A 25,346-nucleotide genomic window follows, 5' to 3' on the forward strand; every position below is an offset into this window, starting at 1 on the left:
GCTTTTACAAAATTTTTAAAATTCATTACGGTTGTTCTGTTACGATCATTGCCGGCCCCAGTAAACCCGCCGGCAACAGCGGTTTATCCTTTGCCCAGAAAGGGGCATTCGTTTTGGTAATTTTTTTGTGCTCCGGCAAAGACAGATCTCCTTTGAGCCGGTTGAACCAGGTATTGGTAACGGCTATCTGCAAGTCATTTTTACCAGGGCGCAGGGCTTTTGTAATATCAACGCGGTAAGGAGGTGTCCACATAACGCCACAAGCCTTACCATTAACATATACTTCGCCGAGGTTCGCTATATTTCCGGTTTCCAACCACACGCGCGTGCCGGCAGCAATTGGTTTATTATAGTCTACCGTCGTGGCATACACTGCTGTACCGGAGTAATACCTGATCGCCGCATCGTTCTCTTTTGACCAGTCTTTCAACTGCTCAAACACCACCGGTTTCGCTGGTCCGCCTTTCGTGCTATCGAATGTGACCGTCCAGGCATTTTGAATTTGCTGCCGAGTAACAGCCAGGCCGGCCTGCATATTGGCAAAGTTTGTTCTTGTAGTTGCTTTACGAAAAACCACAAAAAGCGACCCGTTGGCCGGCAGCACCAGCGGCAATTGCGTACAACCGTTTTTGATGGTATACATGTCAGCAGGCATCTCATCACCTGAAACGGGGTCCCAGATCTCCGGTACCCGGCCTGTAACCCGGAATGATGCAATCATCCCCCGCGCTTCGTTCCGCTGATTGCTGATGAAGTAAATATCAAAACCGTTATCTGCCCTGTGCGTCCAGGCTATGTCGCGCACCGGCTTGCCTGCTTCATCCATCGCCGCCATATCTTTTGCAAGTCCAAGCGGCTCAAAAGAACTTTCTTTATAGGGCCCCTGCACCACCGTCCCTTTCCCAACATTCCATTTCATCAATTTTCCGGCAGGCGCTTTTTTCCAGACAGCACCCGCGATCGTTTTCACCTGTTTATCGGCTGCGGCCGATTGTGTGAGGCTGTACGATCTCTCAGGCGCGTCGTTGACAATAATGGTTGCACCGGCCTGCACTAATTCTGCAATTTTTTTGGCCACTGCGGGCGTCATGCGTTTATTCACCGGCGACATGGGATGTGGTTGCGGTAATACCAGTATTTTGTAACTGGCGCCGCCTGGAAATTCTACCCTTCCATTGCGCACAGTTGCCTTCATCAACACATCGGGGTTGAAGCAATCGTAAGCATAACCCTGTAAAGGATCGATCCAGTCTTCCGGGTCCGCCATATTGGCCGTATGCGTTACCCCTTCCGGCATCGTTCGCAAGGGATTACCCAGGTTTGCCAATCGCTTCTTCTCTGCCTGAACAATTGAATCGCCGAAAATGCCGGGCAGGGTTTTCACCAGCCGGTCGGGCAGGATAGAACGGCGCGGAATTTCTTCGCCGGTGAAAACGGCTATGTCTACCACCGGTTTACCCAATTGCAGCAAAGCCTGGCAACGATGTGCGTATTCCACCCATGCTTTACCGGGCTTCCACCAGGTTTGATTCCGCTGAAAATACAATCCGATCCCATTCAGCGTCATACCTGGTGCACGATCTACCCAGGGATTGTGCATGAACACATGGTACGCCATGCGATTGACGCCTAATGCGAAATTGCGATCCTTCAGCACTTTTAACATCCCGGGATGTTCATCCCAGGCCGTACGTAATTCGGTAAAAGCTTCCGCCCCAATAATTTGTTTACCATAGATATGGGCGCCTGAAATAGCATCGAACATATCGTTCGGTTTATCATGAGTTGGGCTGCGCACCCAGAACTCGCCCATGGGAATATCCACCACCTGGTAATGCAGCAGGCCATCACTTGTCATGGTAGGCGCAATGGTTTCCCCGGTCATTATACAACCTTTCTCAGCCGACAGCTTTTTGAGGGTCACATAGAAATTATCCTTTACCAGCTCCATAATTGTCTGTCTGACATCATATAGGAACCGTTCGGATACATCGGCGCTCTGCACCGGCACCCCGCTCATGGCAATAAGGTAAGGTAAACAATCGTAACCCCGACGTTTATTAAACTCCTGCCTGAAAACCGGCGACCAGTTCTGGCTGCCGCATTCCCAGCTATCCAGGTGCAGCATTTTTAACACTTCTTTAGTTATATCGGGACCGGCCCGGCGAATGGCTTCACCAAACCAGCTGTTGAACTGCAGGGTCACTGCTTCGGGATTGAATTTATCACACTCCAGCCCCTTACCACCACCACCGGTTGAATTGGTTTGGCCGGTAGACGTATGACCAATGCGCATTATGGTCCAGTTGCCTTCGGGCACATCCCAGCTAAGGCGGCCATCGGGTGTCATTTTATCGGTGATGTTTATAATACGATTTAATGGCACACATAAGGAATCAGGGACCATTGCAGCAGTAGTGCGTTCGCTTACCCGCCACACAGAACCGTTCTTTCCTTCATATTGATGGATCACCGGCTCGCCGGATAAAATAATGCCATTCACCTTCAACACCGGTTTCCATTTGGCAGCGTCCAGGTCTTCCGATCCGGGCTCCAATCCTGTTCTGTCATATACAAACCGGAAATAACGGGCGGTGGTGGGCTTTATGGAATAGGTAATATCTGCATCGGTATCCTGCCAGCCACTGCGCGGCGCCTGCATGCGCTCAAGTTGTTTGAACTGTTTGCCATCATTGCTTACCAGGATCTGTAACTGGCGCGACGGATAGTTCGTACCACTGGGACGGATAATTATCGAGCGGCAGGTAAACGGCTTATCGTAGGCATACTGGATCCAGCAGGCACTGTCGCTTCTAAAACTCTGGCGGTTATTTTTCTCTGTAAGGAATTGCGGCGATACACCGGCTACACTGCTCGTAACCACCGGCACCATAGCTGTATCGGCAATGCTTTTTTTGATCATGGTAGGATATGCAAACACAGCTATATCCCGGTAATAATTCACCCGCGTTTCCGGCTGAGGTAAAATATCATTGAATTTCTTTTTACCGCTTACATAAGTTGTTGTGCTCACGACCCGCTGCATCGACATTTCGGGTTTTATCCAGGGGCCGCCGGCCAATGCAAACCCATCACTGACGTGCATACCCAGCTGCAGATTCAGCCGTTTGGCCTCCTGCATCGCAAACAACACCAGGTTCCACCAATGAGGCGTCAATTGCTGCGCCGGCGGGTTAACCAGGGGCACACTGTCGGCGCCTTTGATGAACATCATATACGCACCACCAATGCCGGCGTCTTTCATAGCCTCCAGGTCGGCAGTAATGCCTTCTTTGGAAGCCGCCGCCTGCATCCAGTACCAGATCACCCAGGGTTTGGCTGATTCAGGCGGATGACGGAACAAGTCATCTAATGAAGTATCTGATACAGGGGCATTTTTTGTGAACGCAATCGTTCCCGGAAACTTTTTAGCATACGGGAACAGGAATAATACACCTAAACTGCATAGAATTACAATGGTACGTTTTCTCATCCTTGTTGTCATATCGGACGTGAAGATAAAACCATAAAATCACAAATCTCAAATCACAAGAACCAAAAAATAAATCGCAAATACCAAATCACAAGAACCAAATAATAAATCGCAAATCCCAAATCACAAGAACCAAATAATAAATCGCAAATCCCAAATCACAAGAACCAAAAAATAAATCCAAATCTCAAATCACAAGAACCAAATAATAAATCGCAAATACCAAATCGCAAGAACCAAATAATAAATCGCAAATCTCAAATCACAAGAACCAAAAAATAAATCAAATCCCAAATCGCAAGAACCAAATAAATCTCAAATTCCAACCTTTGGTGCTTGTGATTTATTTGGTTCTTGAGTATTGGTTCTTGGCTCTTTTATCGCTATAAATAATCGTCGTTTTGTTCGAGCTGCGGATTCGCATCTATTTCCGTTTGCGGAAATGGCCAGAAATAATTCCTGGGTTCAAAGATCAGCGGAACCCCATTCGGATCTTTCAATGTTGGCAAAATGACATGGGCGATATTCCATCGTTTCAAATCATTGTACCGTTGGCCTTCCAGCGCCAATTCGATGCGCCGTTCATGCCTGATATAATCTCTTAACTTTTCTTTAGTATTATATCTTGCCTCATTAACCGGCGGCATATTGATGCCGGGCCTTGCACGCACATCATTGATCGCTTTGTATACCGTAGGATCAGGACCACTCACTTCATTTTTTGCTTCTGCATACATCAACAGCACATCCGCATACCGCAAATGAATATAATCCTGGTCAGTGGCGTTGGCCGTCGCCGTGGTAAAAGGCGCTCTCGACAGGTCCACATATTTCTCCATGGCAAAACCGGAAGCCGGATTGTTGATGCTGGGAACATACTCGGTACCGTTCGGCGCCAGCCATTTTTCACCCGGCAGTTTAACGGTAAGATCAAGCCGCGGATCGCGGTTGGCGTATGGCATGGACGGGTTATACAATGGTGACTCCGTGATTGGCAGACCATCGGCAGCCTCGTATTCATCAACCAGGTTTTTATACGGTTGCATGATCGCATAGTGTCCCAGTTCAAGGTCCAACCCATTCAGGTTTCGATGGATCCTTTGTGGCGCCAGGTATTGCGTACTGAACATGATCTCTGTATTCACGGCAGCATTTGACTGGCCAGCGGTTCTGAACAAGGCAGCGTAATTGTTCGACAAAGCAAATTTGCCGCTGCTCATTATTTGTTGCAGAACAGGCACCGCTTCACTGAATTTCTGTTGGGTGATTAATACGCGGGCCAGTAATCCTGCTGCACTGCCTTTCACTGCATGGCCATTGTATTTTTCATCGGGAAGGTTGTTCATCGCAAAATTCAGGTCTTCTTCTATCAATGCATATACTTCTGCCCGCGGGCTTTTCTCTATCTGGGATGCTTCGAGGGTGGCAGGTGGTGTTGTATAAATGACTACATCACCGAACGTTTGCACCAGGTCGAAATAAGCCAGCGCCCTTAAAAACCGGACTTCCGCACTATAGGTATTTCTTTTCTGATCAGTCAAAGGCGCTTTATCAACATTGGCTAGAAAATAGTTACTGGAAGCAATGACGCGGTAGGGCGTGCTGTACATTTCAGCCGCTGTTCCCAGTGTTGGCGAGATACCTCCAAACGCTACGGTTGTAATGCCCGAATGAAACGGATTGGCGATCAGGTAGGCATTATCAGTAAACCCATCGAGGTATACCCGTTCATACCCTAAAAAGTTCTCGTGCAAGCGGGTATACACCCCTGCTACTGCGCTTTGCACATCTGCTTCTGATGCCCAGAATATCTCTGTTGACACAGCGTTGAGCGGGTTCTTATCCAGGAACTCTTTTCTACAGGATGTACCTGTTAAAACGATTGCAATTACTATAACCTGATATATTAGCTGTATTCTGTTCATGGCAATAGCATTTAGAATTTAACATTCAAACCCAGGTTTAATATGCGGGTTTGCGGATACTGACTGAAGTTAGTAGTAGGACTGTTCTCGGCTGTTGAAAAATTAGCCCGTTCAGGATCACCGTTCTTGAAATCGGTCCAGGTAACCAGGTTGTCTGCCGACACATACAGCATTACGTCCTTTACTTTTAACCTCGACATCAATGGCCTGGGGAATGTATAGGAAAGTGTTACGTTCTTCAATCGCAAATAAGATGCATCGCGCAGAAAATACGTGGAGCCATTATAATTGTTCATGTGTGGGTAGTCCTTGATGTAAATAGCCGGCATGGACTGGCTTTTGTTTTCCGGCGTCCACGCATTGCGCCATTCTGTTGTAGGCGGTGTTCCCTGCATAAAAGGATCGACGCCCCAGTTAATGACCCGGCTCTTCACTCCTTGCACGCCCTGGAAGAAGAAAGTTAGTCCGAAACCTTTATAATCAACATTTCCTCCAAAGGAATATGTATAATCAGGATAAGCACCTTTCACGATCACGCGGTCTTCCGGTGTTATCCGCCCGTCGGGTTTTCCATCGGGGCCGTTTACATCTCTCATTTTTATATCGCCTGGCTTAAGTCCGGTATTGGTGAGACTGTGCGGTAATGGCGTTTCTCCTTCCTGCACGATACCATCCCAGAGATAGAGATAGTAGGAATTGTAAGGAGCACCCACCTGTACGGTAGTCGTTCCAAAACTGGGTATACGCACTTCCAGCACTTCGTTCCTTGCTGTGCTAAGGATACCATTGAGGCCATAGGAAACCTGGCCGATCCTGTTTTGATGCGTCAAAGCCAACTCGATACCGCGGTTACGCATTCTACCGTTGTTAATGGTGGGTGCGTTCATCCCGATACTTGCAGGTATCAGGGGCGTTGCCAGGATGTCGTAGGTATATTTATTGAACCAATCGAACGTTACGCCAACCAACCCTTTTTGTATGACCAGGTCAAAACCCAGGTCGAACACGCGGGTAGATTCCCATTGCAGACTTATATCACGGAAGGTGTTATTGACAGCACCCTGCACAGCCGGCTGGTTACCGAAAGGATACAGCACATTGTTGATCGTAAGCACATTCTGGTACAAATAAGTTCCGATATCCTGGTTACCCAATACGCCATAAGAACCTCTTAACTTAAGATCTGTTAACCAGTAGAATTTGTCCTGCAGGAAATTTTCGCGGGAGATCATCCAGCCTGCCGATACAGAAGGGAACAAGCCCCAGCGATAGTCAGGATGCACTTTGGAAGTACCATCATATCGCAAATTGCCTTCGAGGAAATACTTGCCCTGGTAGTCATAATTGACGCGGCCAAACCAGGATCGTAATCCCCACTCCTGTGGATTAACATTTCCCGGCAGCCGGGGATGGCTGAAATATAATGATTCATTAGTGGCGTTATAACCGGTGAGGTCGGTCAATGCCTGTGACACAGTATTGATGCGCCGGCCGCGCAAGCCCTGGTTGCTTTGAGACACCTGCTCATAACCAGCCAGTGCTTTGATACTGTGATCGCCGATTTGCGTATTGTAAGTAAGTGTTGAATAAATGGTAGGTTGTAACAGTTTTGAATACTGATCTGTTACACCCGGGATATCAGGACCAAAAGAAAACCTCGCATAATCACCATTTGCCGCTCTTTCCTGCAGCACATATGAGTCGTAATTATGCTGGTACATTTTATAATACTCATCCACATAGTTTATGGCTGCCTTGGATGACCATACCAGGTTCTTCAATATCTTTATGTCAACAAACGCCTGACCGTTCAGGTTATATTCTTTGGTATTCTGCCAGCCCATTTCATACATTTCCTGCGGATTGCGGTTGCGGCCTTCCACCGTATAGGCGCGTGATACAATGCGGCCGCTGCCATCAGGTAAGAAGGGACCATACAAGGGACCTGCCGCATAAATAGCCAGCATCATGTTCTCGCCGGTGAATGGCGGATCCTGCCTGTTCTTATATGTGGCGTTGATTATAGTACCAACTGTGATGGCTTTGGTGAGCTGCGTGGAATAATTGATCAGACTATTATACCTCTTAAAATTATAACCGGGCAGCAAAGCATTCTGATCGAGATATGACATTGAAATATTGAATGTGCTTTTTTCACTTCCGCCAGACACGGACAGGTTGTGATTGTGCACCAATGCGGGCCGTACATAGTGATCGATATAATTGAAACTGGGATATTCGTCAGATGGCGTCCTGTATTTTTCAATTTCAGCCTGCGGATATTTAACCGGAACACCATTCGTTCTGCCGGCATCAATGGCTGCATTGTACAGCTCCATGTATTCAGCTGAATTGGTGATTAGATCGGGTAAACGCGTAGCAGAATGCCGGGCCACATTCACCCGGTAATTGAACAGGGTCTCCCCTTTCTTCCCTTTTTTTGTGGTGATGAGAATTACGCCATTGGCCGCTCTTGCGCCGTAAATAGAAGCGGAGGCGGCATCTTTTAACACAGTAGCGTTCTCAATATCGTCAGGAGAAAGATTGTTCAGGGAACCTGGCACACCATCGATGAGCACCAATGGTGTATTGCTGCCGGTGAAAGAACTGCGGCCACGTATCAGTAATGAGTTGCCATCTCTTCCCGGTTCTGCGGTATTTTGATTTACGGTTAACCCCGGTAAGCGTCCCTGTAAAAGGTTAACGGAATTAGGCGCCGGCCGTTCGGTAAGTGTATTGCCGCTCACGGTGGCAACAGCGCCTGTAACATTCGCGCGTTTTTGTGTACCATAGCCAATGACTACCACATCTTCCAATGCAGCCTCTGCCGGTCTTAATTGAACCCGGATCGAGGTTGACGTATCAATGTTCACTTCCTGTGTTTCCATACCAGCATAAGAAAAGACAAGCACTTTAACGCCGGCAGGCATTTCTATCGAAAAAACACCTGCAGCATTTGTCTGGGTAATTCTTTGCGTGCCTTTTGCTGTGACTGTTACTCCTGGCAATGGTTGATCCTTATCATCAGTGACTGTACCGGTAATGGGAACAGCCTGATAAAGGCCATTGTTGTGGTCAAATGTTCGATCGCGGGGAATGGAATAGACGGGGGAATAAGCTAGCAGGCTTATCCCGAGGGAAAGCAAAACCAGTTTCATACGTTGCAATCGTTTAGATTAATAAATGGCTAGGATACGTAAAAGGGGTTGCCGGAAGAATAGTTGTGTATCCAAATCTAGCTTTATCAATAACAGAAAACAATTACACATTTCACTATAATGATGGAATTTTTTACTATTTATAAAAAATAAGATTTTCCATCTGTTACACATTGGGCAATGAGCAATGGCCAATCGGCAATGGGCAAATGGCAAAGTTCAAACTTCAAAACGCTGTTACCCGATTACCTAATAATTAACTCAATAACTCAATAACTGAATAACTTAACAACTGAACAACTCAATAACTGAAAATTAACTCGTCAGCTCTTTCACGCCATCAACTTCCTGTTTTACGCCCGACACTGAATTTTCGATAGTTGCTTTGTCATCATTAACAGGCCGCCTGCGCCAATAATTAGCGAGGATGGAACCGGCGATATTCATCCATGGACTGAACACGGCTGCAGGTAAACCCAGCGTGCCTAATTTGCCCATGCTGGCGGCAATACCGGAAGCCATGCCGGCATTTTGCAGGCCCACTTCAAATGCCACGGTGCGGGCAGAATTTTTATCGAGCCGGAACAAACGGCCCAACCAATAACCAAAAAAGAAACCAGCGGCGTTATGAATGACTGAACAAATGAATAATAACCAGCCTGTTCTTAATAAATTCTCATGCCCTGCTGCGGTGGTAACAGTGGTAAAATAAATGATACCGAACATGGAGCAATATGGCATGATCGTATCGAGCTTCGTAAAAGTTTTCGCCAACAGATGATACAATACACCTGCAACAATTGCGCCCAGCAAAAAGCCAAATATTTCCAATGATTGAAGCAGCGATTGAGCAGTAATATGAGTAGCTAAATAATTCCACCAGCCTAATGGCAGCGCCGCGAGCCAGCATGCCGCGATGATGAACAACAAACTTACCACCCGCACACCACGGGGCGAAGCGCCTTTCAAAAAATCGTGCAGCAAGGCGGCGCCAATGGGTACGATAACAATTTTGATGATCTCCATCATCATGTGGATCACTTTCACCTCCACTAATGTTCCGGCCAGTAGTTTCATTAACAAGGGCGTAAAAAAGGGCGCCGCCATCGTAGCCATGGCTGTAACCACTACCGACAATACGAGATTGGCGCGGGCGAGATACACCATTACGTTAGAGGCAAGTCCGCTCGAAGTAGACCCGATAAGGATGATGCCGGCAGCGATCTCCGGTTCAAAGTGAAAGATGCGCGTAAGCAGAAAACCCATCAGCGGCATTACTGAAAAATGACACAGTAAACCGATAGCTACCCCCTTGCCGGTTTTAGATACAGCGGTAAAATCTTCCAGCTTCATTTGTATACCCATGCCAAACATCACCAACTGAATAATGACGAGCATTAACCATTTGTTCCGCAGATCGATCGATCCCCAGTTGGTGAAGGAAGCAGGATACAGCATGCCTGCCACCACCGCTGCAATGATCCAGGCGGTATATTGATATCCCTTTAATGCCGGTATGGCTCCCAAACCGATCGCCATACATACAGCAGCGCTTATGGCTGCCGGTTTATACAAACCCGGCTGCTGCATAATGATACCGATCAGCAGAACGATCAATGCAATGATACCGGTCACTAGAAATATCTGGGATACCTTTTTCATATGGTAATTTTTTTGGAGGAGCTAGTGGCTAGTGGAAAATGGCTAGTAGGACCTTTATTGGCAACCCGCCACTTTTTTTAACTCCTGTATTTCCCTACTAGCCACTAGCTATTAACCACTCGCCTTTTTGCCAGGCTTCCTGCCAGCTATTTTAATATGGAAGCAATATGTTGAACCGCAATTCCCGGACTAGCCAGAATAGGCACTTTTTTATCTTCAGGAGCCAGGTTATCAGCTACCCGGGCCATAGAGGCCTGCGCCAGTACGATCACATCGGTTTTGGCCGATAATTCGCGCAGCGCTTTTGCTACCATGGTATCATGCTTCTCCGCATCACCGCTCATCAATGCGTCAAATGCGCCTTCGCACAATACGGCTTCCAACTCTATGGTTTTACCAGCTGCCGCCGCTCTGCGTTTTACCAGGTCACTGGTGGGCTGCAGGGTGGTTGACAAGGTAGCGATCACACCGATGCGTTTACCGGTGCGCACTGCCTGATCTGCCATCGGCTGATCAACCCGTAACACCGGCACATTGGTTAACTCAGCGGCTGCTTCTACGGCGGCGCCGATGGAAGAACAGGTAACCAGGATGAAATCGGCGCCTGCCAATTCCGCCGATCCAACATAGTTCACCACCCGTCGTGCAGTAGTGGGTGTTAATTCGCCGCAAGCGATCGTATTTTTGATAAGACTGTCGTCAACAATGTTAAATACCTTTACCTGAGGTAAATACTGACTGCACAATTGCTGGAACATAGGCACCAACGTTGCTGATGTGTGAATAAGCCCTAATGTTTTTTGTTGCATGTTTATTCTGTTTACGTCTTTTACGTTCAATTAAATCAAACTGCCTTTCATCAATACTTCAAAATAATCCTCACCACCAACTTGTCCACCCTTGAAATTCACTTCCAGTGCATTTACCGGCGAACCCGGCGCTGTTGCTCTACATAAAGGCGCACCAGGCACGAGGGGGGCGATCATTTCCACCGCTTCGATACCCATCGCCCGCGCTGCATAACTGCTGGTATCACCACCGGCGATCACGATCCGTTGCAGGGTTGAGCGGGCCGCTGCATCCCGGGCAATATTGCCTAATGCCGTACCTAACTGAGCTGCGGGTAAGTTAGCAGTTTGTTGTTGTGCTGCGCCGCCGGTATGTACAATAACATGTTTGCCCTTATTCAAACTATCAACGGCTTTGCCGACCGATGCATGAATAGATTGATCGTCGTTGTTGCAGATGGCAGCGGCGTCGATCAAAAGATCTTCAAATCCTTTTGCTTTTGCATATTTGATCTGGGCGGCCGTTATCGGCGAACAGCTTCCAACGATCACCAGCAAAGGTTCCGCTTTACCGGGATGATCCCAGGATGTTACCGGCTGCAATATATTCGCTGCATTCCAGTATTGCCCCAGGGCCATTTCAACGCCTGAAGAGCCGACAGAGAACAAGGCACCTGCATTGGCCTGCTCATCCATCAATTCACCAATGCGTAACAATTGTTCCTGGTATAATGCATCGAACAATACAACATCAAAGCCCTGTAACACCTGCTGCTCCCATTCATTCCTGATGGCGTCGATGGAAGCTGATACCTGGATGATATCGACCAGTCCTGTTCGCTTGCTCGTTTGCTTTGACAAATGCAGCCGCAGATCACTTTCATCGGCAGGCGTTACCGGGTGCCGGCTCATCGATGGATGGCGGTCGAGCCGGTAAATCTTACCATTGCTGCCGATGCCCATGCGGGCGAACAAATTGCCAAACATACAATAGCGGCCCAATACCGGCGCAGCTACCAGCAATGGCACTGCTCTATTCTTAAAAACGGCACTGCCGCAATCAATCGCCTTTCCGATACTTCCTATCGTGGGCGAAGAATCAAAAGTGGAACAAACTTTATAATGCACATGGCGGGCGCCTGTCTCCTTTAATTTTTCGAATGCAGGCAACAGGGTCAATTCCATGTCTGCAGGCGGCATAGCGCGGGTTTTACCGGCTACGCCAAATGCATTCAAACCCGGATATTTTTTCAATTGCTCAGCCGCAGGTGGTTCTATGAACAAGGCGGTCTTTGCCCCTGCCCTGCTGAGAAATTCCAAAGCATCGGTGGAACCGGTGAAGTCGTCACCGTAAAAAGCGAGAAGTATGTTGTTATCGCCTGAACTCATTTATTGTAAATCGGTCAATTATAATTACTCGTTACAAACGGCGTGTTTCAGGTTACAAGGTACAGGTTACAGGGTTTTATCTTTTAGAAGACGAACCCTTAATAATACCTCCTGAAACCTGCAACCTGGAACCTGTAACCGCTTATTTTTTCCCGAATTGCTTTACTGACTCAGCAAACTCTTTGTACGTGGCCGCGGCCTGTTCAATGCTCAATCCATCGACTGCAGCCTGCCAGGCCTGTTGCAATGCTCTAACACCGGCAGCAGCACCCATGGGATGGGCCATGATACCACCGCCTGCCATATACAACAGATCCACTGTTTTGGTACGGCGATACGTTTCCGGCGCCTGTCCGCCCCATTGTCCGGAAGAGACTACCGGCAAGAGCGACTGGTGATCATAGAACGGCTGCAGACATGCCTTTATAGAAGCCACTACAGAGTCATCGCTTTCCCAGAATTTATTCTGAATGCCATTGACGTGCAGCTGGTCAACACCGGCTACCCGCCATAATTTTTGATAGGCCCTGAAATCAATACCCAGTAATGGATGACGCGTTAACATGCCCCAGCCATTACGGTGTGCATGAATAGCCAGTTGCCGTTGATCGCAGATCTTTCTTACACCGGCCATACCCACGCTGTTGATGCTTACCATGGCGCAGGTGCCGCCACTACGTACGATATATTCATAGCGTTGCAACATCTCGTCTATTTCGCCGCTGATATTAAAAGCATACATCACTTTTTTACCGGTAGCATCAGCATGTGCGTTGATCACTTTCATGATCGCATCTACCCGGTCGTTGAACCGTGAATTGGCCGATGAAGACAACAGCTCATCATCCTTTATGAAATCGATACCCGCACCCACCAACGTCTTTACCATTTCAGCTGTTTGCTCAGGCGTGAGGCCGATACTTGGTTTAATGATGGTGCCAATCAGCGGTCTGTTCTCAACATTGGTAAGCTTCCGGCAACCACTGATACCAAAAGCAGGCCCTTTATAATGTTGCGCAAATGAGGCCGGCAGATCGATATCCATCAGCTTTAAACCGGTGAACTGGCGCAGCTCGTACAAATTGCCCTGGAGCGTTGAAATGAGTACCGGCAGGTTATAACCGAAATTCTCGAGACTCCACGATACCTGGATCTCGGCCCTGTTGTACTGGCCGGTTTTACTGGCAGCGCCCGGCATAGCGGGTTCTGAAACCGTTTCCAGGGGTGTCACTCTTTCTACCCGGGCGGCAAACCGTTGTTTCAATTCTTCGGTTTCGCCGGGCACGGCTATAAATGTTCCTGATGACTGCTCACCTGCCAATACGGTTGCAGCCTGTTCTGGCGCTAATGGCGTCTCAATATAATATGTGGCTGTAATTCTTTCCATAATATCCCCTTCCCCCTAAAGGAGAGAATTAAAGTTTTTTGATTATTATTCGCGTATACTTGTCACCCCCGCTCGGCGGGATAAGCGCTGTTAACTTGTCAACTCGTTAACTAGTCAACTCGTTAACTTGTTAACTTCTCAAAGTGTTTTTTTATCATCCTTATAACGCTTTCAACTCAATACTTATAAACTCTTATACTTCACTTCATATTGTTTACCCGCTTCAACGGTCATTTCATACAGGTTATCACCTTTGTTGTTAATAACGGCTCCTTTACAGGTTGGCTTGCTCTTACTTTTGAACCGCAGCGTTCCGGTTCCTTCACTGCCTTTGATCCTGATCTGTGTGGTGCTGCAATATACATCGATATCACCTGCAGGAGTTGGCACCTTGCCTTCCATCCATTGCAACCCACCCAATACCGGCTCTGCTACCCAGGTGGCATAACCCGGTGAGGTAGGCTGAACACCTAAATAGTATTTACCTAACAGGTAAATGGGACTGGCGCCCCAGGCATGGCAAAGGCTTTTTCCAAACGGTCGTCCATACATGGCGTAATGCTCTGCCCCTTGTTTGGTTGGATTGTACTCTTCCCAGAAAGAAGTAGCACCTGCCTGCAACATACCGCCCCAGTAATTCTTCATTTCAGTCAGCACATATTTTTGTTCGCCCATGGCACACAACGCTTCCAGCTCATAAAATCTCATGTAGGGCGTAGTGATCTTTTGAATATTATCGTTCAACAATACATGTTGTTTTACTGCCTGCTTCTGCTCATTATTGAAATAGTTAAAGAAGATCGCAAACATATTGGCATAGCGTGTTACATTATCAGTTGGTTTGCCATCAACGCGGCTGTGCACCAGCGCATGCTTTTCATCGCTCCAGTAGAAGGAGAATAATTTTGCCTTCAGATCTGCCGCGAGCTGCTTATACAGCTCCGCATTTTTTGTATCGTTCACCATACCGGCACAAAGCGCCATCGTTTCGAGGCTTCGGCAAAACAACAGCTGCTCAAAGCTTACTTCGCCTTTTTTACTTAAACCGGCTGCCCAGTCGATAAATACCCAGTCCCCGGGCAGTCCCTGCAACAGACCGTCTTTATTACGGCGCTGCAGACAATAGTCCATCAGGCTTTTCATGCGGGGATAGAATTGCTGGATAAATGTTTTATCACCGGTGTATTGGTACAGGTCATAAATACCAAGGAACCAATAGAAGGTATAATCCATGATGGTATTAATGTGGCTGGTCACGGGATCTTTACCGCGTAAGGCCATCAGCGTGCGCGATACAGAAGGCACATCGAAGTACAGGTAATAATTCATCAGGTAGCTTTGATACGCATCACCACTCCAGATCCAGCGGTCGCGTTTGATACCATCGATGAAAAATTCGCGGGTATTCAATTCCATGGTGTAGGCTGCTACATCCCAGATCTTATTGATGGATTCGTCTGAAGAACGGAAGGTGCCGCGTCTTGCAACGGGCAGGTATTCATACAACATCGACACGGAGTCAACCGCAGCGCCGCCTTCTGTTTGAATATTTACAAACCGGAATGCTTTTGACAGGGGCATTACAGAATCCTTTTTGGCGGCCAGATCCACTTCCACGCGATCGAGCGTTTCACAGGTACCGGTAGCCAATGCCTCTTCTTTTGATTCTCCATAATACAACGATATTTTGCCTTTGCCCTGTAAACCATGCAACCGGATATAACCGAATGTCTCCTGGCCAAAATCAACTAGCAGGCCGCCGTTGTTTTTTGTGGCCGTTACGGCCGATTTCGGTTCTACGGCCAGTTTAAACCCGGAAGGACGTTGTGCAGGATCATTGAAATTCCAGGAACCGGCATTCAACCAGACAGTGGTTGAAATATCCGAGGTCTTACCGGTTTCATCGATCCATTCCTTGTCTTCAAAAGTTACCAGCCAGGAAGAATCGCTGGTGATCGTTTTTCCTTTCACATAAATCGCAGGTACGTTACCTGTGCTGAACACTTTTACATTGATGCGGTGTTTACCGGCGGGAACAGTCACCTGTTGCGGCGTACCTTCAAAACCTTTTCCGTCGAGCTTCAGGATATATTGTCCCTCTACATATACATTGATCTGTTCCGGTTCTTTCAGGTCCACATCTTTATGAAAATCCATCAGCACATAATGACCATCCAATTTCCAGAAAGGCGGAAAGAATGAACCACGTTCTGTACGGCGGTTCTGCATTTTATTAGCCAGCCAGATCTCAAAATCACCCGGATACCAGATCCAGGTGGCCTGACCGGCAGCTGCTGTTTGCGGCTCTACTTTTCGGGCGGGTTGCGCCAGCACAGAACCGGTCATGAATAATAAAGCGATCCAAACTGTGTGTTGCAATATGGCTTGTCTGCAATTCATCCGGAATATTTTTAAATCAAAAATTAATGTCCATTAAAGAATATATACAATCCCAACATTACTGCGATCAATAGTCCCCACATGAACCATACCTGTTTATCGGTTTTAGCCTGGCTTTTAAAATAAGCAGCCTGCTGTATTTGCAAGGCGCCTTTTTTATCAAACACTGATATTAGATACGTCATTGCACTTAATACCACAAAGAGGTAAAATGACAACAACAGGAAATGCGGCCATTTGTCGGATTTTATCACCCACAAATTTAAGATGCCCACCAGTAAACAAAATGCGGTGCCTATGGTCAATACATAATTGATGGCTTTGGCGGTTGTCTTTTTCCATAAGACGCCAAATAAGAATGCGACTGACATGGGTGGCGCCAGAAAACCCAATACCGACTGAAACACATTAAAGAGGTCGAGTCCTTTGATGTTGTCAATAGCCAGCGTTACTGTAACCGACACCAATGCACCGATCACGGTGATCAAACGGCCAATGCGGATGATGTCGCGGTTAGTGGCTTCCGGTTTGTATTTCTTTACATAAATATCCATTGTAAACACCGTGCTCACGGAATTGAGCGAGGCGCCGATGGTGCTTATCAAACAGGCTACCAGCACTACAATGATCAACCCCTTCATACCTGGCGGGAACAAATTGGTCACCATTGTCAGATACGCTTTATCGGGATCCTGCAATTGCGGATATAATATAAAACAGATCACGCCGGGCAGAATGAACAGCGGCACATCCAGGATCTTCAGCCAGCCAATAAAATTGGCGCCCAGTTGTCCCTGTTTCAAACTTTTGGCGCCCAATACCGATTGTACCATCGATTGTTCCGTGCACCAGAACCATACGCCCATGATCGGATAACCAAGGAGGATAGCCGGCCACGGAAATGTTTTGTCGCTGGCGGGCTGGAACAGGTTCCAGAAATTCGCGGGCGTCTTTTCATAAATGGCCGAGATACCTCCGGCTTTTGACACGCCGAGCACCACCAGGATCAATGATACCGCGATCAGTAGCAACATCTGGAATACACTGGTGTATGCGATGGTCTTCAACCCACCGGCCAATACAAACAGTGTTGATACCACTACCATGATCATCACAGAGAGCAACATATCCATTCCCAACAATTGTTTGATCAGCACACCGCCGGCAAACAGGCCAAGCGATAACCAGGAAATGAGAATCGTGATCAGGGTATACCAGGCCAGGATGTTGCGGGTATTTTCGCCAAACCTTTTTCCCAGGAACTCAGGCAGTGTAGATACATTGGCGCCCAGGTAACGGGGCCCGAATACTACTGCCAGCATGAGTATGAAAACAAAGGCATACCAGGCAAAATTTCCCGCCACAATACCGGTTTGATACCCGGCACTGGCAGATGCTACCAGCATGGAAGGCCCTACATTGGTGCCCCACATGGTAAAGCCGATACTCGCCCAACCCAGGGAACGATCGGCCAGGAAAAGGTTTTCATTCTTGTTCTTCTTTTGTCCGAAGCTTACCCAATACCCGATAGCGATCAGGATAAAGAGGTAAATGCCTACAATTATAAAATCGACAGGTTGTAAAAGGTCATAGATGGCGTTCATCGCGGTTTTATTAATCGTGAAACGTTAAACGTGAAACGGCAAACATATAAAGAAGCAGCTACAGGTTACAAGTTGCGGGTTACAGGGGAAAACAACCTTGGGAAGTAGCGTGTTTGGCTTAAGTTAACCAACCCCTGCAACCTGTAACATGAAACCTGCAACGCTCGACTATAAACCAAAACTTTGCAAGATGTCACTAACCTTCACTGGCATTCCTGTCTTTAAAGATCTGTCCATCGCCTGCAATAAGGCAATGGTTCCAATACCTTCTTTCAGGTCCGGGTATGCGACCGTGTTATTGGTGATACTATCAGCAAAATATTCCAGGTAATTCTGGTATTCACCGGCATGATGACTTTGTCCTTCAAAACGGAAATAGTATTTAATGGTCTTGTCGCCCCAGTGCACTACTTTCTCTTCACCGGTCTTATCAGTGATGGCATAACGCAGTTCATGATAATCGGCCTGGGAGGCGCCTTCGGTACCCCGTAAGATCACGCTCATGCCGCTGTCCCTTTGTGCGGGCTGAATGGGGCCGGTATAAGCGCCACTTACCCGCGCTATGCGGCCATCTGCGGCCCTGAAGATAAAGTGCATGGTATCTTCGTTTTTCAATCCGGCGGTCTTTCCGTTGCTGCTGATCATTCCATAACCCATTACTTCTTCAATCTCCGGCAGGTACCAACGTATGAAATCCACCGGGTGGCTCAACCCTCCATAGAGCCATTTGAACGAACTTTCCAAAGCCCAGGGCTTCTCCAGGAACCAGCGATGATCGGCATGGTAATGGCTTTCCACGGTGATCAGATCACCAATGAGACCGGCTTCAAAATCCTTCCGCTGTCTTTTGGCCGGCTCAAAGAACCGGGAACTTTGTCCCACAAATAATTTCTTTCCGGTCTTCTCCACCAGCTCAAGCAGTTCTTTTGCTTTTGACAGATCGTCCATCAATGGCTTGGTGCATACGACGTGTTTATTAGCCAGCAATGCCTGTTTAATATGTTCTGCATGTAATTTATCAGGCGTGTAAATAGCAATGATATCGATCTCCGGATCATTCAGCATGTCTTCATACCTGGTAGTATAATTAAAGAACTGAAACTCTTTGCTCCGGTGTTTGCACAGGTCTTCATTCATGTCGCAAATGGTCTTCAGTTTCACTTTGCTGCTGTTCAGGGCAGCTGACATGGTGCTGCGTCCTTCACCTAATCCGAGTATACCTATTGATAACATAACTTACAATTAGTACTGAGTTTAATATTTTTTAATTTTTCGGTTCTTTTAATGTGTTACCGGTTACCGGTTACCAGTTGTGCCAGTTACCGGTTACCAGTTACCGGTTACCAGTTACCGGTTACCGGGAATACAGAACAATGCAGGCCGCGCCCCTGGTAACCGGCGACCGGTAACTGGTGACTTATTTCACATTCTTAATCCCCTTATACGCCTCTTCCAATCCGGCTCTGTTCTTAATACTATCCGCCACTTTGGGCCCGTTGTTATCCCAGGTATTACCGGGACCATTTGAATTCTTCATAAACTTGTCTTCTTCGCAATAATTATCCTTCAAGGTGATGTAGGCAGACCCTTCATCGAGGTACATGTAGAAGAAATGGTTAGGGTCATGCGCATATGGCGCTTTCAGGATCGTGTGTACGTAATTCTCGCTGATCACTGAGCCAGGCTGTGCCGATAATGTATATAATCCTCCTACATCATACATATGTTTGGCATAGTGATGCACCAGGTTGGCATGTACCCGGTTGTTACGCATGGCGTTGATGGTTTTCGTCCAACCCCAGCCTACGCAAATACCGCTGTAAGGAAGATCGCTCAATTCGTTATGTTCTATGTTAATGCCCTGTACATACCCTGCACTGATGCCCACACAACCCCAGTCTTCATTGGCGCAATTGGTAATAAAACAATTGTTAATGGTAAGCTTGCGGCATAATTCCCGCGAGTCAGCCGGATTATACGGTAAATGCGTTTCGAAAGCGGGATCAGAAAAATAGCCGGCCTGAATGGCCGTACCGCCAATATCGCGGAACGTGCAGCCAATGATGGTATCGTATTGGGTGCCTTTTATGTAATCCAGTCCGGTAGCGGCCATGTGCGAGAAGTTGCAGCGTTCGAAACCAGTGTTACGCACATATTGCAATTCAACACCGGCCGGTTGGCGACCGATCCAGCCCTGGTTTTCCAAACCTCTCTTATCAGGCGTACCGGGGATCTTCAATTTGTAAGCATCCAGCAGGTACATGCCTGCCTGTAAGGGCACATGTCCGGCCTGCGAAGGGCGTAACCAGGTGGTATATTTGAAATCAATGCCTTTGAAAGATACATGCGCAACGGGGTTATCGATGGTGCCTTCCACCCGCACGATGTTCTGTAAATAAGGAGCCGTTACCTGCGCAGTGCGAAGATCCTCATTGCTGCGCGGCCAGTAAATGATCTGTTGCCGTTTAACATCGAGGTACCACTCACCGGGTTCGTCGAGGAACTGGATGGCATTCGTTAGAAAGAAAGCCGAGTTACCGGTCTTTTGGGAGATCCAGGGAGCCGGCCAGGGATGTTCTGACTGAATACGGCTTTCCGGCTGGTGAAAACTAAGCAGGGCGCTGTCACCTTTTACGCTAACCGATTTTATGCGCAGGATGGCAATAGCCCACCATTGGTGAATAACCATTTCCAGTCCGGCGGCTTTATCCCAACCCGGCGTTTTTGGCGTAGGGATCCAGCATTGTTCGGTTTGATGGTTCCAGGAAAGGATGCGATTCATACTATCGGCATTGCGGTCGCGGGCGCGAATGGCTTTCTGATCGTTTATCCATAACTGGCGGAAATCGAGCAGGCGGCCAGCTTCTACCGGCGCATCGGCTACCCATACTTTTCCCTGTGCAGCAGCCGGCAATCCGGCAATTTTTCCCGCCTTGCGCCAGCCTTTAACTGACATACCACCACTGAACACCGGCCGGGCGCCAGGTGCTGCTTCAATGATGGTTGGACTTTCTGGCGTACCCGAATCTTCCGGACGAACGAACAGTGGTTCCCAGAAGGTATAAACGCCGTTTGCGACAATGATATGAATACCGTTGGCAACAGCCGGGTCCTTCAGCCGGCGCATTTCCCTTGCCTTGCGCAATGCCATGGCAACCGAGGCCATGGGTTTATCCTCTGTACCCGGATTGGCATCTGAACCAGTAGGCGCTACATAGATATCTGCAGCCTGAACCGATATACTGAAACAGGCAAACAATGAAAATAAAACTGCGTAATTAAATAGAGTCTTCATTTTGTTCTATTAAATAGATGGTCCCTGCTATTGAAAAATTGATTTCATGTAGGCGGTATTCGCGCCGAAATTCTTTTTTACGTTCCGTGGGTCATTCTGATCGCGCGACCGCTCGATCACGAGCCAGCCCTTCCAGTCCATTTTCTCCAAGGTCTGTTTCACCTTTTTCATATCGATCTGCGGATCGTTCTGCAGCCACACACTGTCCTTATTCGTGCAATGGATCTGACAAATGCGATCTTTACCCAGGATCTCCAGTTCTTTATACAGGTCTCTTCCGGCTTTTAACGGGTTGGAGAAATTGAAATAGATCTGAATAGCAGGAGAACCGATATCCTGTAACAGCTTTACTTCTTCCGTGGCGCTTAATGCGGTTTCAATACCTATCACCACACCGGCTGCTTCAGCCATCTTTCCTACTTCTTTCAGGCGTGCAACTACGGCCGGACGTAATTCCGGATATTTAACCAGGTCGCCTTTTATGCCTAATGGCAGGAAACCCACTTTTACATTCATCTGCTTCATGGTATTAATGCAATCCTGTACGGCTTTAACGGCAGTTGGCCGTTCAGCGAATGATTGCGCATAAAAACCAGTCATTCCCAGGGATGCTATTTCCAGCTTCAGTTCTTTGGCTTTATCCATGAACTGCTTGCGCACACTATCGATAGCGAGTTTGTTATCGAAGGTCTCGCGTTGACCCAAACCACCCATATCCAATTCCAGGCCATCGGCGCCTATCTCTTTGGTCAATTGAAAAGCACCCAGTTTCTGACGCTTCAGGATCATCAGGTCTACTACTGCAATTTTATACGGTTTACGAGCGTTCTTTCTTTGTACAGAAGTGGTAGCACAGGCGGCCACTATACTCATTAAGAGTGCTACAGCTAATATTCTTTGTTTTTTCATATTGTTACTATCATTAAACGTAAAACGGCAAACGTGAAACGGCAGACGCCTAAACCCTACAGTTCACTATTTTCGGTTGCCTGACTCTATATCCAATCATCTCAAGGAAACATCGCCTTCAGCTGATCATAACTACGAACGGCATTCGCCGGCAGCTTCTCCCCATTTTCACCAAATACTTTAAGCGCAGCTTCCGGTTCAATGGTCACTTTGCTTTCATCGAACTTACCGTCCTTGTCTTTTACTTTGCCCAGATCGAGCTTAAAATGTTTACCGATAAACTCATATAATGCAATGCGCTTGTTGATCCCGTAATCATGGCCTTCCGTTGGCAGGTGCACATTCTCTACCAGTTCCGGTTTACCATAATAGGCATACATTTTCTTTAAATACGGAAATTCCGTTTCAGGCACGTGGGCGGTCCAGTCCTTGCCGTCTGACACCACCAATTGCGGACGTGGGGCTGCCATGGCAGCGATCTCGGCATTGTTGGTGCCGTTGCCGCATAAATGCACCGGCATACCGCTTTCACAGGGACAGCCGCCGCTATGATAGGTTGACAACATGACCACCGGCGCACTTAGCTTAATGCGGTCATCCAGGGCCGTTATCAGCATCGTATGACTGCCCCCACCCGATCCGCCACTGATGGCTACGCGGCTGGTATCTGCTTCCTTTAATTGCAGCAGATAATCCAGGATACGTAAAGCACCTAAGGCCTGCACCGTCATTGCCAGACTACGGCGATGATCTTCGGGTTTGAATTGCAGCAGCGATTCGCCCCAGGCAAAAATATCGTAGCTGATGGCGATACAGCCCATCCGGGCCAGGGTAGCGCAGCGATACTGGCAATCGGGCCGGTAGCGGTGTTTGTCCCAATGGCCATCAGGACCTAATACCACAGGCAGTTTACCTTTCACTTTTACCGGACGGTATAATGACCCGGCCGTATAAACGCCGGGTAATACTTCAAATGCAATGTTCTCTACGGTGTACCCATCCATTTTCCGTACAGGCGTAGTAATGGGTTTTGAAGCAGGCGCCGCAGGAACGGGCGACAGTTTCAATGCCTCGAACATACAGGCGCGCAGTGCTGCTTTGCGCTTTTCCCAGCTGGCTGCATCATTGTATAATGACGACAGGTATTCCAGTTGCGCCTTCCCTTCTTCCACCGTTTTTAAATGATACTGAAAAGCGCTGATCTTATAACTTTTATCGCCTGTTTTGCTGAATGAAAGGTCCTGCGAGGCCAGCACATTGCTCAATGTTTTCTCCACATCGGGCCTGAAGCGCCAGCGCGCATAAGTGACCCAACGGTCGCTCACCATATTTTCGCTGTACCGGATCTTGATACCATACTGCTTCTCGATCTGCACCAACACCTGTTTCAATGGTTCTTTATAGGCATCATCTGAGCTTTGGCTCAAACAATCTGCCCATACAAACAGCATGCAGGTGGTATAAATAAGTTTTCGTATCATATTTTACTCTTCGGTTATTATCATCAATCGGCAGTCGACAATCGGCAATCGGCAGTCGACAAACGGCAGACGGCAATCGACAATCGGCAATCGTGAAACGGCAATCGTGAAACGGCAAACGGCAGACGACAAAACCCATTGGCGATTGGCAAAGCCTGATCTTAAGAACTCACTACCATCCGATTACCTAGTAATTATTAACTCATTAACTCAATAACTATAAACTTTGAACTTTGAACTTTGAACTTTGAACTTTGAACTATAAACTTTGAACTATAAACTTTGTATTTTTCCTCGCTTCCCTCCAACCGGAATACAGCAGGTTTTTATCCAGCACCGGCTTGGGGAAGAAAAGACTTGCCACATACCCTACAATGATCACCACGAGGTGACTGTACACCCCTAACATAAGCTTGTCGTGTTTAAAATTATATTCGCCAAAATCAAGCAACAGGTGTTTCTCTGTACCGGTCCCTATCCGGGTAGACGTCAGGAACGCATAGGCCGTAAACAGGATACAGGCCATAATACCAATCGTAATACCCTGGCGGTTGGCCCGGGCGCTGAAAATTCCCAGCAGGAAAATACCGACAATACCGCCGGAAAAGATCGCGTATAAAGTAAATACGATACCCAACACGCCTTCACTACCTGCATTGATATATAAAGCACCTATACCGATGGCAATTAACCCGGAGATCACCACCGTCCATTTACCTGCTCTTAAATAATCGCTGTCCTGCCGGTTGCGGCGCATCTTTTTATAATAATCCTCCACTCCTACGGCAGCCAGGCTGTTGAGGTCGGCACTCAAACTGCAGATAGCGGCCGAGATCATGGCCGACAGGATAAGGCCGGTTACACCAACCGGTAACCGGGTAGCAATGAAATAGGGAAATACCTGTTCAGCACGTATACCTTCCGGTAAACTGTGGTTTTGATAATAAGCGAACAACGCGGTGCCAATGAACATGAACAGCATCCATACAGGAACCGTCAGGAGAATACCCATCAGCGATGCCCTGATAGCGCCTTTGTCGGTTTTGGCGGTCAGGTAACGCTGTACCACCGTTTGATCGGTACCATATTTTTGAATAGCGTAAAAGGCGCCATTGATCGCCATGACCAGGAAGGTAAGCCTGGTAAGGTCCGCATCGTACGGACCAAACCCCGTGCGGCCATTGGCTTTGGCGATCTGCCATACAGCCGGAGCGCCGCCATCTGTTGAGAACAGGATCACGGTTAAGCAAATGATGCCGGTGGCAAACAGCATGAAACCCTGGAACACATCGAGCCAGATCACCGCTTCAATGCCACCCATCAGGTTCACTGCAATGATAATAAGGCCAATGATCACGATCATGATCATGGTATTGCCACCGATCATATAATCCAGCGCAGATGCCAGTAAAAACAGCACCGTTCCCATAGAGGAGAACTGCCGCAGCACAAATGCCAGCGAACTGTAATAGCGGGCAAAGGCGCCAAAGCGTTTTTCAAAATATTCGTATGTGCTCAGTCCGATCACCTTCCGGTATAAGGGAACAATGAACCAGATGGTCCCCAGCAGTACAACCGGCACCATCAGGCCCTGCACCAATAAGATCCAGTTGCTGGTAAAGCCAGTACCGGGATAAGCCAGGAAGGTTACACTGCTGATGAGTGTCGCCAGCAGCGACATACCGATGGCCCATGCCGGCACCCGGCCCTGCGCCAGGAAGAATGACTTCAAAGAATTCTGCCTGCGCGCAAAACGGAAGCCGACATATAATGTCACCACCAGAAACCCTATGATGATGATATAATCAATTAAATGCAACGATATTTTCTGCATATGGCAATAAATAAAATAACA

General features: G+C 47.7%; 15 protein-coding genes. 1 reads left to right on the forward strand and 14 read right to left on the reverse strand.

Features of this window, described 5'->3' with window-relative positions; all coding sequences use genetic code 11:
• Positions 1-25: 25 nt before the first annotated feature.
• The 10 genes from JUB15_RS19070 to JUB15_RS19115 all read right to left on the reverse strand — a co-directional run bounded on the left by JUB15_RS19070 (position 26) and on the right by JUB15_RS19115 (position 19,039).
• Positions 26-3,493 (reverse strand): glycosyl hydrolase, encoded by a 3,468-nt coding sequence (locus JUB15_RS19070; RefSeq protein ID WP_207514144.1) that lies wholly within the window; start codon positions 3,491-3,493, stop codon positions 26-28.
• A 383-nt stretch (positions 3,494-3,876) separates the two neighbouring features.
• Positions 3,877-5,418 (reverse strand): RagB/SusD family nutrient uptake outer membrane protein, encoded by a 1,542-nt coding sequence (locus tag JUB15_RS19075; protein ID WP_207514145.1) that lies wholly within the window; start codon positions 5,416-5,418, stop codon positions 3,877-3,879.
• Positions 5,419-5,429: 11 nt separating this feature from the next.
• Entirely contained in the window at positions 5,430-8,576 is a 3,147-nt protein-coding gene (locus JUB15_RS19080) for a SusC/RagA family TonB-linked outer membrane protein (protein ID WP_207514146.1), read from the reverse strand.
• Positions 8,577-8,891: 315 nt separating this feature from the next.
• The gene (locus JUB15_RS19085) at positions 8,892-10,238 is read right to left on the reverse strand and encodes a bile acid:sodium symporter family protein (protein WP_207514147.1); all 1,347 of its coding nucleotides are present in this window, start codon (positions 10,236-10,238) and stop codon (positions 8,892-8,894) included.
• 146 nt (positions 10,239-10,384) lie between these two features.
• Positions 10,385-11,047, reverse strand: coding sequence for an aspartate/glutamate racemase family protein (locus JUB15_RS19090; RefSeq protein ID WP_207514149.1), 663 nt, complete (start codon positions 11,045-11,047; stop codon positions 10,385-10,387).
• 30 nt (positions 11,048-11,077) lie between these two features.
• A complete protein-coding gene (locus tag JUB15_RS19095) occupies positions 11,078-12,415 on the reverse strand; it encodes a four-carbon acid sugar kinase family protein (RefSeq protein WP_207514151.1) in 1,338 nt (445 codons plus the stop codon).
• A gap of 142 nt (positions 12,416-12,557) precedes the next feature.
• Positions 12,558-13,802, reverse strand: coding sequence for a ribulose-bisphosphate carboxylase large subunit family protein (locus tag JUB15_RS19100; RefSeq protein ID WP_207514152.1), 1,245 nt, complete (start codon positions 13,800-13,802; stop codon positions 12,558-12,560).
• 183 nt (positions 13,803-13,985) lie between these two features.
• A complete protein-coding gene (locus JUB15_RS19105; protein WP_207514154.1) occupies positions 13,986-16,202 on the reverse strand; it encodes an alpha-L-rhamnosidase-related protein in 2,217 nt (738 codons plus the stop codon).
• 23 nt (positions 16,203-16,225) lie between these two features.
• Positions 16,226-17,806, reverse strand: a complete 1,581-nt coding sequence (locus JUB15_RS19110) for a sodium:solute symporter (RefSeq protein WP_207514156.1) — start codon at positions 17,804-17,806, stop codon at positions 16,226-16,228.
• A 168-nt stretch (positions 17,807-17,974) separates the two neighbouring features.
• Positions 17,975-19,039 carry a Gfo/Idh/MocA family protein gene (locus JUB15_RS19115; protein WP_207514158.1) on the reverse strand — a complete coding sequence of 355 codons (1,065 nt, stop codon included), beginning with the start codon at positions 19,037-19,039 and terminating at the stop codon, positions 17,975-17,977.
• Between the two features lie 53 nt (positions 19,040-19,092).
• Here JUB15_RS19115 and JUB15_RS28630 point away from each other — a divergent pair, with 53 nt between their 5' ends.
• Positions 19,093-19,215, forward strand: a complete 123-nt coding sequence (locus JUB15_RS28630) for a hypothetical protein (RefSeq protein WP_255539653.1) — start codon at positions 19,093-19,095, stop codon at positions 19,213-19,215.
• A gap of 8 nt (positions 19,216-19,223) precedes the next feature.
• Here JUB15_RS28630 and JUB15_RS19120 read toward each other — a convergent pair whose 3' ends face one another.
• The 4 genes from JUB15_RS19120 to JUB15_RS19135 form a co-directional block, all read right to left on the reverse strand.
• Positions 19,224-21,101 carry a right-handed parallel beta-helix repeat-containing protein gene (locus JUB15_RS19120; protein ID WP_207514160.1) on the reverse strand — a complete coding sequence of 626 codons (1,878 nt, stop codon included), beginning with the start codon at positions 21,099-21,101 and terminating at the stop codon, positions 19,224-19,226.
• A 27-nt stretch (positions 21,102-21,128) separates the two neighbouring features.
• Positions 21,129-22,010, reverse strand: a complete 882-nt coding sequence (locus JUB15_RS19125) for a sugar phosphate isomerase/epimerase family protein (RefSeq protein WP_242696424.1) — start codon at positions 22,008-22,010, stop codon at positions 21,129-21,131.
• 101 nt (positions 22,011-22,111) lie between these two features.
• Positions 22,112-23,491, reverse strand: a complete 1,380-nt coding sequence (locus tag JUB15_RS19130) for a DUF4974 domain-containing protein (RefSeq protein WP_242696425.1) — start codon at positions 23,489-23,491, stop codon at positions 22,112-22,114.
• 259 nt (positions 23,492-23,750) lie between these two features.
• Entirely contained in the window at positions 23,751-25,325 is a 1,575-nt protein-coding gene (locus tag JUB15_RS19135) for a sodium:solute symporter family protein (RefSeq protein ID WP_242696426.1), read from the reverse strand.
• Positions 25,326-25,346: the final 21 nt, after the last annotated feature.

The organism is Longitalea luteola, from assembly GCF_017356035.1.
Taxonomy (GTDB): domain Bacteria; phylum Bacteroidota; class Bacteroidia; order Chitinophagales; family Chitinophagaceae; genus Niastella; species Niastella luteola.